Genomic DNA, 12,100 nt, shown 5'->3' on the forward strand with positions numbered 1-12,100 from the left:
GGGGAAGTGGACAAGGCAAATACACAATTTAAATTACAGGCTCGTCAAATGTCCCCAATGAAACGCTCCTCAATTAATAACACTTAGTTGGAAATTTATGCTGAATTGCTTTGATATCTACAAAGCAGATTCTAACTCTCGCTTTGCGGAGCGTCCAAACTCCCTATCATTGAGGAGTTTAGATAAAATCAGTTTACTCACTTCAGACTTTTTATGGGCTACAATTAGAGCAAATGCAGCTTCTTTACATAAGATATAATAATCGCCCATAATAATATCATACATGGCATTAATTGAATAACTATCGTTATCATCAATTATGTTTGATAATGCATTTATAGCAAAGACTTGAATTTCATCATCATCCTCTTCTTTAATTGTATTAATTATGCTCTTTTTTATATTTTCTTTGTCATAATTACCGTCGTATAATCCTATTACTTTAATGGCCTCAATCCTTAAAATGGAATTTATATTTTTATCAGTAAATATAGAAAGAAAAAAAAGTGCTAACTCTTTACTCAATTCATTATGAAAGTTTCGAAGGAAATTAATTTTTCCACTATCATTTAATCGTTCATAACTTTTAATAATTTCATCAACGTCACTCATATTAATACCTTAATCTATAAATAGTTTTGAAGACAGTTTAGTTATATCATTCGACATTTCATTTATTTGCCTAACAATACTAAGAGCGTTACCTCCAATAATAGAGTTTTCTCTATCTAAACCAGTACGTTTCACATCACTAGGTAAACCGCCAGTACGCATGTCTGGTTCATGTAACCATACTTTCCCCTGTCCTGCAGACCCTAATTTTTTTACATAGTTGCGCCCCTTTTTTTCTAACTCGGAGCTATAATCATTTATTCTCTTTTTAAGTCCTTCCATTCCTTCTGCTTTTAATATTTTATTGAAGGCTCTAATTTGACCTCTAATTTGGCGACGAAGTTCTCTCATATTTGTTACTTTATCTGCCTTTAACTTATGCCGATAATTTAGTGTTCCACAGGCCCAACCCCACGGATCCACCCACGTCAGCGGATTCGGCGCATACTGGTACAGATTTAACCCACCCGCTAACCCGATGGGGTCTTGCTGGGTAAAGCGACCTAAATCTGGGGCGTAGTACCTGAAGGTATTATAGTGCAGGCCGGTTTCTTTGTCGAAATATTGCCCTTGAAAACGCAAGTTTTGTTCACTGTTAAACTCACCGGTAGGGCGGGCCTGACGCTGTAAATTCCCCCAAACACCATATTGACCTTGCCAAACGAGATGACCGTCACCGTTGGTGAGCGCCTCCGGCAATCCGTTTAAGCCACTGTGCGTGTAATAGATGGCGCACCGTGGATTGGCGGGGGTATCCGTGCACTCAATACGGGCTAAGGAGGTATAACTGTGGTCATTATACGCATGGTACACCGTGGTGTGCGGTTTGGTGCTACTGTGCTCATGGGTAAGCACCATCCCCACCCAGCCAAAGGTTTGCACTTCATCCGGCTCACGGGTGGGGTAAGTGATGGTATTGGCTATGGCACTGGCTTTCCATAAGCGTTTTTCAATTCGCCGCCCGAGGATATCGTAACGGTATTCCGCACGCTCATAACCCAGTGGGCCTTGGTGAATATCGACCGCAATAATCCGGTTTTCTGCATCGTAATGATAATGCTGTCCGGAAGTGCTGCCTTTTTCACAACGTGAAACCATGCGCCCAAAACCGTCATACTGATAATCAAATTGGTCGCTGTGGTACACTTGGTTATGCAGGGCACTTTGCTGACGATCTTTAAATAAATTTGCCGCTTCATCGTAGCGAAAATGTTCCGTTTGCACCGAGCCTAAATGCTGGGTTAATTGCCCTAAGGGGTCATACTGATAGCTGTTATAGTACCAGTGCCCTGACGTAAATAAATCATTCCCTTGGCCGTAACTGACACTGCGTTCAATCAAGTGATTGCGCTTATCCCAGCGGTAACGGCGGTCAAGGACCGGCATCGTGAACACCGATTCATTCATCCGACGGGCGACTTGATGGGTGATACGCCCTCGGGTGTCATACCCCGTTTCATTGTCCAATAACCCGCTGGTGCGGCCCGTTTCACGGTGCAAACGGTCTCGCTGATATTCCGCTAAGACGGTGAGTTGGTCGTTATCACGCCAGTTGGTTTGCTGTAAGTGACCGGAGCCGTAGTAGAGGTACTCAAAAGCCCGGTTATTCGGCAGTTGTGTCTGGGTTAAATTCCCCAACACATCGTATTGATGATGATATTCCCCGGTGGCATTGCGCTCACTGACTAACTGCCCCAGTGTGTCGTAAGTGAGGGTCAACTCATCGTCATAACTCACCGTCGTCCCCGTCCGTTGCGCCTCATACCAGCGCGCGATTGGCACTTGACGCACGGTCACTTGGTTCTGACTATACCCATATTCCGTGCGGTATTCCCCGTTCTCACGAGACCGTAAACGACCAATCTTATCGTAATGCAGTTGCATCAGGACTGGCGCGAGGGCGGCACTTCCGTTCTGCGGCTTGGCGGGGGTAGTCAGTATCTGCGTCAGGTTTCCCACCTCGTCATACTGATACTGTTTTTGTTGACCAATAAGGTCTTGCTCCTGGGTCAAGCGATGAAGGGCATCGTAGCCAAAGCGGTACTGTTCGCCGTGCTCATTTTCTAATGCATTCATGCGCCCTAACGCGTCATAGTGAAAATGCAGCCAATGCCCCGCGGGGTCACGACGTGCAATGACTTGCCCCCGACGATTACGCCGCAGTAGCGTGTGCTGGTCACCCACATCGGTTAATCCGACCAGTTGCCCCGCATCATTATAGTCGTAGCGGTTTTCCGTGTTATCGGGCAACTTTTCTGACAGCAATAAGCCTGTTTCACTGAACGTGTAATAGGTGGTTTCATTGAGCGCATTAGTGATACTGCGCAATTGCCCCCACTCATCATAGGTGAGGGTAGTGGGGTAACCGGAACAGTCGGTTTGGCGAATAAGCTGACCGCGTGGGTTATAGCGATAGTGGGTTTCATTGCCTTTGGCATCCACTTGCCCGATGCAATTGCCTTGCTCGTCCCAAACAAACGCCGTGATGTGCCCCAAGGGGTCAATCACACGGCGGACATCGCCTTTATCGGTATATTCCCAATGCCACGCCGCCCCATTGGGCAAGGTTTGCACGGTCGGAAAGGCAAAATCCTTGTCCCAATCGTAGCAAGTGGATTGGTTTTCGGGATCCGTCGATTGCGTTAAATTTCCGCGTTCATCATAGGTATAAACCCACTCACTGGTATCTGGCGCAATGGCTTTGGTTAAGTGGCGATTGGTGTCCCACTCAAAGTACCAAGTTTCATTGAGCTCATTGGTGTATTCAATGATTTGCTGTTGTTCATTCCAGCGACGGAAGGTGCTTCCTAAACCATGCTGAATGGTTTTGACGGTGCGCTCGGCTAAATCGTAGATGAGTTCTGTGTGCTCTAAACACGTTTGGCCTTCTTCTTTTAACCAGTGTTCAACGACCCGCCACTCCGGTTCATTGTCTTCAAGGGTAAAGGTGTCAAAGCGTTGCCAGCGATAATGGCTACTCAACCCCGTGGCATATTGGTGCATTGCCATTAAGCCGGACTCTTCATCCCAACCAAAACGGCGCGTGATACGGTTATCCGCGTCAGTGACCTGAATTAACCGCTGCTGTTCATCGTAATCATAGGTCACCAGTGTTTTTTCAGCTTGCCCTTGATGACGCGTTACCGACGTTAATCGCTGTGAAAGTGCGTCATAGTGCAAGCGGATATCCGTTAAATACGCATCATCATGAATTTGCACCAGTTCACCGTCATTGGCATAACGGTAATTTAAGGCATTGTTATGGCGGTCAGCGCTTTTCATTAAGCGCAGGGTATTGATTTTATGGGGGTTGGCTTCAAACAGTTGATAGTCACCGTCAGTGGATTCGACAAGGAAAATATTATTCACGGTGCGATAAACTTTAAACCCTTCATCCTGATAAAACACTGTTTGGCCGAGGGCTATTTTCCCCAGGGCTAAACGGCGCCCCGATGCGTCATGGTAGTAGATATTTTCATTTTCAAGCCCCTTGCCAGTTGACTCGATTTCCAAGGACACATCAAACGGCATTGCCCAACCACGGCCCAATCGGCTCTCGCGTTGGTTCCGACTTTGGTAGATACGTGACCAGACTAACGGATAAGCCCCCTCAATAATAAAGTCCGTATCATTTTCACCATTGAGGACTTTCGACCCCGTAGCGGCATGAACGGGATGGTGTAAACTATTGAAAGCTTGTACCACCGTTGCCGTCACCATCGAACCAACCGCGGTGCCGACAATTTCACTTACCAGCGTACAACCGACTTTATTTAAACACTGCTTAATGGCAGCCATTCCGCCTTTTCGCATTAAGGTTCGCAGCCCCCCCACAAAGAGGCCGCCAAGAATTTCACCGAACATCTCTGCAAACGGGTTGCGGCCACTCATGATGTCGCGTACCACCACACTGTTCCCACCAATGCGCACAATCCCTTTTTCTTGATTGTCATCGATTTTGGCTTCACAGGTGCTTCTATCCCCATTACGGCACGCCGGCTGGCTATTGATTTGAACCCTTTTTGATCCTTCCGCTAAAAAGTAGGGCTCACTTGCACAATGCCATTTATCACATTTGATAATATCGAGGGGCATCGGTTCAGCATGAGGGTGCTTATTCGCCTTAACGGGGGACAGTATGCTGTCAAAAAAGCCTTGCTTAGGCGATGGATATTCTGGGTATTCGTCAGACAGGGGGTCAATAGGCGCCGCATTATTCGGGGTGCTAAGTGCTTTTTTGGCTAACGCAAAGGGAAGCATGCCCGGAATAAGCATTGTGGATTTTTCCAAAATACTCAAGGCAATATCGAGCCCTTTTTTTTCTTTAGGGGGCGCATTGTCTTCTGCAATAGACGCTAATAACAAGGGGGTAGGGAGTTTTCCTGCCGCTCTTGCTGCCCGTTTTCCCTTGATACGCACATTGGGTGAGCCGGTTTTTATTTCGCCATCAGGCGAACTGAGCCCAAAGAGGCTATCAATCCCATCTGCGACCCAATCCGCAGCAGCATCAATAACACTGCCGAGAGCAAAACCGGTCGCCAATCCCGCGCCAATAAAAACAGCCGCTGCTGCACCGCCAGTTACGCCTGTCAATACAACTGCAGCAGCCCCTACCGCCGCATAGACCGCCCCTTTAACCACACCACAGACAATATCTGCCCATATTGACGAGTGCATCAATTTATCGCCTTGCTTCGCCGCGAAAAATTCATTTCCCATGAGTATGTCCTTATTCAATCGTCAGTATGGTCATTGTGAATTCAAGTCTGCTTTCGGTTAATTTGAGTGCGGTGTAAAGCTGTCCCGCAGGGCGCGCCAGTGTGCGAGCTCTGCATTTGAAAACGGTTTAATTTGGCTATAAGTGACGACTAAGACGTTGTCTTCCACGTGAAATGCCGCTATCCATTGATAAATACTGATGCCTTTTTGTTTGGTCTCACAGTAAATTTCACTCCCCGTGAGACCTTGCTCTGTGCGAAAAGCGGTTGGCGCTTTAACGACGGCATTTTTTATTTCACGTTTAATGGCGCTTAGCTGTCCGGCGAGATAATCACTTAGCTCGATGTCTGGCGACAGTGCCTCACGGGTGATGGAGATGCTGCCTTCTAGGGCAGGAAAACGCAGCATATTCACGGTATTATCTTGATATTTATCACTGGGTAGTGTGAGGCGACCCTCTTGAAATAAGTAATGCATACTCAACCTTATTTTTCAGGAAAAAATTGGGATTTTGTGCTGGCAATGGTGTCGGTATTCGGATCTATTTTAGTGATCCCTGGCGCGGCATTGTCCATATTGAGATCGAGGATCTCACCCGTGGCAATTTGCCCTGAACCACTGGCATAAAAATCAAAATTTTCACATGCGATGGTGACCCTTCCCGAGGGACTCAATTGAAGAACGGACGTACCGCTGATAAGACGGATCCCTTTTGCGGAAGCGATGACCACTTCACCATCGACAATAGACTGTTGATTCCCAAAGACGACATTCTTTTGGTCAGACTGTACTGAGGTCGATTGAGAGCCATGCACTGAAACCGTTTGGTTTTGTAGGATGACTTCTTTGTGGTTGGCCCCCACGGTCGTCGAACGATTATCCCGTACTACCGTATTCATGTCTTTTTGCGCATGAATAAACACTTCCTGCTTACCGTCCTCATCCTCAAAACGTAACTCGTTAAAGCCCTCGCCCTTATGGGTTTGAGTGCGGAACGTGGTGCGTGTTTTGTTCTCAGGAAAACGAATAGGGGGAGCATTGCGGCCATCGTAAGTGCATCCCGTGATAATGGGGCGGTCAATATCCCCGTTCAGGTAACTGACTTGCACAACGGTGCCGATACGGGGCACGGCCGAAAAGCCGTAACCGTTGCCGCTCCATCCCATGGCGACACGCACCCAACAGGAAGCGCTGTGATCGGGCTTGCCGTAGCGATCCCAATGGAAATGCACTTTGACGGCGCCGTACTCATTGACGTAAATCTCTTCCCCCGGCGGCCCCACCACGGTCGCCAATTCATCCCCATCGGCCGTCGGTTTATAACGGTGTGGCGGACGCCACTCCTCACGACCCGGTATAAAGGAGACCGTGTTACTTAATTGCGTTCCTTCGCCCCCGCCATTGTCGGCTAAGGGTTGCACGCCGTGATGGGTGACCGTGATGACTTGCCAACTGTCATTCATCGGGGCGTGTGGGTGATTTTGCAGGGTGAAAATTTTGCCTGGGCGCAAGGCAAAGCAGTTCGTGGTGGCATTGCCCACGCGGCTGCCGCTGCGTAATTGCTCAAAACGGGCTTTGGTCAGGGGCTCCCCTTCGGCATCCAATTGAAAACGCCCGTAACTTTCAAACACACTGTGCTGCCCACCGCCTGCTTGCTGATCTTGGTGCATCAGCGGGTAAGAGGGGCGCACGTAGTTGTTGTCTTTTTGGATCAGTTGATCGGGGCACAGATACTCTCCGTACTGCCAGGTGGTGGCGGTACTGTCGGTGATATCGGTGTTTGCTTGCGGGTTGTAAGTCAACGAGATCCCCGCGGTCATGCCCATGTGCTCATCACTGTAGAACATCTGATCTTCTTCAAACCAGAAGTTGATCCCTTCCTCAAAGGCTAAGCGACACCAAAAGTCATAGGCGGATTCCCGTTTTTGCGTGGTGTAGGTCCGTTCCGGATGCAGCGCTTCACGGTAAAAAAGACAGTCTGATTTGACGTGCGCTTCATCCAATAACGTCTTTAAAATCGCGGGGGCGTTTTGGTCTTGGAAGATACGGCTGTCCTGATTGAGGGTCATGATCCACATTTCAGGGCGGATATCAAAATGGTACCACGTTTTCACGCCATCGGTATTGCCTTGGACACCGCCCGCAAGAATGCCATTGACGGTGCGCACAATCTGCCCATCCCGTTAGACCGTCAGTGAGGCGGCTTGGCCTAAATGCGTTTGGAATTCAATATAAGGCAACAAACTCACCACATTCAGGCTAAGGTGATATAAGGAAGAGAGCCCTTCGGTGAGGGTAAAATCGGTGACTTGAAAGGTGCCCGCAGGAAATAAGCCGATTTCACAGGTAAACACTAAACCGCTCGGCTCGGCGGTTAACCCTAACGCGCTGCGTAAGGCCGCTTGCGCGGTATCCGGATCGGCAGGGTTGAGCCCCCCCGTCAGCCCGCCGCCGGGGGTCAACATCGCGGCGGAGGCCTGCAACGAGGACGCCGCACTGGCCGCTTGTTGGGCCAAATTGACGGCTTGTTGTGTTCGCGCAGATGCCTTTGACATCGCCGCTTCCTTGGCTTGGTTAATGGCTTCGTCCTTCAGCATCGACGCCAGATCAGGGGATGATTTTTTCGGATCTTTTGAGAACATGGTCAGGCTCCGGGTTAACGGGGAGAGTGCATCACGTTAAAACAGACAAGGACGAGCCCGGGTGAGCTCGTCGAATGAGGCGATTACGCTTCCAGCGGTGCACGCCAGTCGTCAGCACCGGAAGTGCCTGCCACGGTGTGCTCCCAGTCCACCTTACGGTAAGAAAGCGACACTTCGATGAGCTGCGTGTAATCCGCTTTGGCCGGATCTTGGCAGTGTGGCATTTGGCAATCGATGTTGACGATAGTCGCATCGGTCAGCGTGGTGGTGAAGAAGTGCTCTTGCTTCCCTTCAACAGACGTGCGGTACCATTTCAGTTCCACTTTTGGCAGCATTTCACCAGACGCCAGTGCGTTGTACAGCAGAGGGACCGCTTTGTTTAATGCCACCGTAAAACGGAATGGCTTGTGAGCACGTTGGCCTGAAGGTTGACCGGATTGGGGGTCAGTCGGTACGGTCACAATGTGGGAAAACTCTTGCACCAGCATTTGGTCTTCATGACCTTGTACATAGATGTTACCGACGGATTCAGGGGTAAATGCTCCCGCAGTGATGTTGCCCTGCGTTTTACCTTCGATAGAGATATAACATGGAGTTGGCATAATGCGTCCTTTTATTATCCTGAGTTATCATAATAAGTCAGGTGATGAGTAACGATGGTTTATTGCAACAAGAGCAATATATTCCTTGCTCAATATCATTAATATCAGCCAATGCGCACGGTGATTTCGGTTAGGGGGGATGATATATATCGGGGGTAGGGATGTAAATATATCGGAATAATCCGAACGGCCTAGGATAAGTGACTTAGCGTAAAATAATTGTCATGACGATATTTGCTACTTTCGAAATGGCATTTTAGGCGTGAAAACAGAATGAAATATTTTCGCTTTTGTTCGTTATTTTGATGAAAAACGCTTAACTATCGAAAATATTAGCAAAAATCTATGTACATTGAGCGAAAAAACGTTCCAGAAAATTCCTAACGTTTAATTGCTTTAACCTATTGTTTTATCAGTATAAAAAAATATCATCTAAAAACGAGATAAAAGGAACGGAATTTTTTAACGACCGCAATTTTTATCTCTAATAAAGCGAAATAAATTGAGTTATTATTCTGTCATTAAGTATTAAATATTTATAAACAAAGCGTTAGGTTATTGCTATTGCTTGAGGAGAGTGTTTGGGCGGATATTGCCTATCTCTCCCCTTATTTTTTAATTGATTGATATCTATCACTAATTATTGGGGGAGGCGCACAGTTAGGTTAACGGGTTTTTGCTGACGTTATTTTAGTCGTGATAGCGTTGGTGCATGATGGGATATTGGTCATTTTTAGAGATCAAGCTCTTAAATAATATCGAGAAATGATATTTTATCATGGCAGTAGGAGAGGCGAAGCGCTGAATACCTTTCACCATCCCCTAGCAGTCCGTTGGATCCACGTCAATATTCCACTTCACCTTGCGGCTTTCTGGCTGGCTCTGTAACTCTGGTAAAATTTGTGCGGCAAATTGCTGCAAATAACCTCGTGATGGATGCTGTAAAAGCAGTTGCCAGCGGAAACGCCCGCCACGCTTAGCTTGAATGGCAGGGGTGGGGCCTAAAATCCATAAGCGTGAATCACTGTGTGGATGCTCAGAAATATAGTGACGGACTTTCTGTAAGAACTGCCTTGAATCCTGATTATTGTGATCTTCTGAACGGATTAAAATATGGCTGGAAAAGGGTGGCAACATGGCGATGCGGCGTTCGTCCATCGCTTCACGGGTAAACGCATCATAACCATTTTCTAATAAGGCCTGTAATAGTGGGTGCTCAGGGTGGTGAGTCTGTAAAAATACTTCCCCTTGTTTACCTGCTCGGCCAGCACGACCTGATACTTGTATATAAAGCTGAGCAAAGCGCTCGGCAGCTCTAAAATCACTGGAAAACAGTGCCCCATCGACATCCAGTAAGGCAACTAAGGTGACGTCAGGGAAGTGATGCCCTTTTGCTAGCATTTGTGTGCCAATGAGAATACGCGCGCCACCCGCGTGTACCTCATTCAAATGCTGCTCTAATTCACCCTTGCGGCTAGTAGTATCTCGGTCAATACGCGTAACAGGGACATTGGGGAATAACGTATTGATCCCTTCTTCGAGTTGCTCGGTTCCCATCCCCACAGGAACAAGGTGGGTTGAGCCACATTGAGGGCATTGTCGGGGGATAGGTTTTTGGCTATCACAATGGTGGCAGCGTAACTGATGGAATTGTTGGTGCAAGGTATAATAGTGATCACACCGTTGACACTCAGCTATCCAGCCACACTCATGGCAGAGCAACGCAGGTGAATATCCTCGGCGGTTTAGGAAAAGGATCACCTGATTATTTTGTGCGAGGTGATCTTGGATATGTTTAATCAATAAATGGGATAAACCAAACTTTAGTGGCTGCCCTTTTAGGTCGATAAGATGCTGTGTCGCAGGACGTGCATTACCCGCCCGTAATGTTAAGTTTAACTGACGATATTTCTTCTGCTGAACATTATATAAGGTTTCTAAAGAGGGCGTTGCCGTGCCCATAATAATGGGAATATTTTCTTTTTTGGCTCGAAATACAGCAAGGTCACGTGCATGATAACGCCATCCATCTTGCTGTTTATAAGAGCTATCGTGCTCCTCATCAATAATGATGATCCCTAAACGGGAAAACGGTGTAAAAAGTGCGGAGCGTGTGCCAATCACAATTGCGTTGGTACCTTGTTTCGCACGTAACCACACAGCAAGGCGCTCACTATCATTCAAACCTGAATGAAGAACGTCTACGGGGGCATTAAAGCGCTCGCGAAATCGGCTAATGGTCTGTGGCGTTAATCCAATTTCAGGAACGAGTACTAACGCTTGTTTACCCTGAGCGAGAATATTTTCTAATACACTGAGATACACTTCTGTTTTACCCGAACCAGTGATCCCTGCAAGTAACCAAGGTGAAAAGTGATCATCTTCTGCACGAATGGCCCCAACTGCGGTGGCTTGCTCGCTATTAAGGCGTAAACGCTCGCCACATACGGCAAATTGTGACTGCCATTTTTCGGTGACGGGTTGGACGGGGTAAAGCTCGATATAATCTTTCTTTTTTAGAGTCCGTAACGTATTTTCACTCAATTCAAGTTCACTGACTTGATGACGATACACAGGGCGGCGGCGTAGTAGGGCGAGTGCCTGTTGTTGCTTAGGTGCACCTTTTAAAGTATTTAGGTCACACTCTTGCCCGAGCGGTGTAGCTTGCCATTGCCAAATAGGTGAAAATTCAGCCGGTTTCCCCTGACGTAACAAAATGGGGAGTGCGTGGAACAACACTTCGCCAATAGGGTAATGGTAATATTGTGCAGACCACAGCAATAGCTGCCAGAGGTCATCAGGGAATAAGGTTTCATGATCGAGCACAAGGTCAACGGTTTTTAGCTGATCTTCAGGAAGTTCGCTGCTATGGCTATGATCCACAACAACACCGAGTGCTTGCCGTTTACCAAAAGGCACCAAAACACGGCTGCCAATCGGTGGAATTGGCATGTTATCCGCTAAGCGGTAATCAAATGCGCGGTTTAAAGGAACAGGTAAAGCCACCTGAACGACGATCATAACTGGAATTCCGTCTGGTTTTTGTGCGAGAATAGTTTCATTATTTTGTTAGGGTACCATAAAAACTATGTGGTTTTCATTGCGTGATACAGAGATTTTCTGTATGATCCGCCGCCTTTGGTATCTAATTTTGCCAATAAAACATTTTTAATCAACACGACGTGTGGTGTCCGGCGTTAGGGCTGGAATGGCGACACGGCCTTAATAGAGGTTTTCCCATGAAAAAAGGTATTCATCCTAAATACGAAGAAGTTACTGCAACTTGTTCTTGCGGTAATGTTATGAAAATCAATTCAACTGCAGGTCACTCATTGAACCTGGACGTTTGTGGTAACTGCCACCCGTTCTATACTGGTAAACAGCGTGACGTTGCTACCGGTGGTCGTGTTGATCGCTTTAACAAACGTTTCAGCATCCCAGGCGCGAAGAAGTAATCAAGCCTGTGAAATGCAAAAAAAAGGGAAACTCAGTTTCCCTTTTTTAATGGGGGTAATATGGCTGAAA

At 47.3% G+C, this 12,100-nt stretch carries 6 protein-coding genes and 1 pseudogene; 1 reads left to right on the forward strand and 6 read right to left on the reverse strand.

Annotation, left to right across the window (positions count from 1 at the left end):
• Positions 1–117 precede the first annotated feature (117 nt).
• The 6 genes and pseudogenes from PR833_RS18675 to priA form a co-directional block, all read right to left on the reverse strand.
• The gene (locus PR833_RS18675) at positions 118–612 is read right to left on the reverse strand and encodes a hypothetical protein (protein ID WP_053110217.1); all 495 of its coding nucleotides are present in this window, start codon (positions 610–612) and stop codon (positions 118–120) included.
• A 9-nt stretch (positions 613–621) separates the two neighbouring features.
• Complete coding sequence (locus PR833_RS18680; protein WP_272526414.1) at positions 622–5,331, reverse strand: RHS repeat-associated core domain-containing protein; 4,710 nt, start codon at positions 5,329–5,331, stop codon at positions 622–624.
• A gap of 57 nt (positions 5,332–5,388) precedes the next feature.
• A complete protein-coding gene (locus tag PR833_RS18685; RefSeq protein ID WP_014657251.1) occupies positions 5,389–5,808 on the reverse strand; it encodes a DcrB-related protein in 420 nt (139 codons plus the stop codon).
• A gap of 8 nt (positions 5,809–5,816) precedes the next feature.
• Positions 5,817–7,973: pseudogene (locus tag PR833_RS18690) on the reverse strand (type VI secretion system Vgr family protein).
• An 83-nt stretch (positions 7,974–8,056) separates the two neighbouring features.
• Complete coding sequence (locus tag PR833_RS18695) at positions 8,057–8,575, reverse strand: Hcp family type VI secretion system effector (RefSeq protein ID WP_004924610.1); 519 nt, start codon at positions 8,573–8,575, stop codon at positions 8,057–8,059.
• An 822-nt stretch (positions 8,576–9,397) separates the two neighbouring features.
• Positions 9,398–11,596 carry a primosomal protein N' gene (gene priA / locus PR833_RS18700; protein ID WP_272526415.1) on the reverse strand — a complete coding sequence of 733 codons (2,199 nt, stop codon included), beginning with the start codon at positions 11,594–11,596 and terminating at the stop codon, positions 9,398–9,400.
• Between the two features lie 218 nt (positions 11,597–11,814).
• Here priA and rpmE point away from each other — a divergent pair, with 218 nt between their 5' ends.
• Positions 11,815–12,030: a 50S ribosomal protein L31 gene (gene rpmE / locus PR833_RS18705; RefSeq protein ID WP_004924604.1), complete on the forward strand. Its 216-nt coding sequence runs from the start codon at positions 11,815–11,817 to the stop codon at positions 12,028–12,030.
• Positions 12,031–12,100 lie beyond the last annotated feature (70 nt).

Source organism: Providencia sp. PROV189, assembly GCF_028480065.1.
GTDB classification, from domain to species: Bacteria; Pseudomonadota; Gammaproteobacteria; order Enterobacterales; family Enterobacteriaceae; genus Providencia; species Providencia stuartii.

Bases quoted from the DNA above. Each gene is read 5' to 3' on its own strand.
- PR833_RS18675 (WP_053110217.1), bottom strand. From the start codon at position 612: ATGAGTGACGTTGATGAAATTATTAAAAGTTATGAACGATTAAATGAT.
- PR833_RS18680 (WP_272526414.1), bottom strand. From the start codon at position 5,331: ATGGGAAATGAATTTTTCGCGGCGAAGCAAGGCGATAAATTGATGCAC.
- PR833_RS18685 (WP_014657251.1), bottom strand. From the start codon at position 5,808: ATGCATTACTTATTTCAAGAGGGTCGCCTCACACTACCCAGTGATAAA.
- PR833_RS18695 (WP_004924610.1), bottom strand. From the start codon at position 8,575: ATGCCAACTCCATGTTATATCTCTATCGAAGGTAAAACGCAGGGCAAC.
- priA (WP_272526415.1), bottom strand. From the start codon at position 11,596: ATGATCGTCGTTCAGGTGGCTTTACCTGTTCCTTTAAACCGCGCATTT.
- rpmE (WP_004924604.1), top strand. From the start codon at position 11,815: ATGAAAAAAGGTATTCATCCTAAATACGAAGAAGTTACTGCAACTTGT.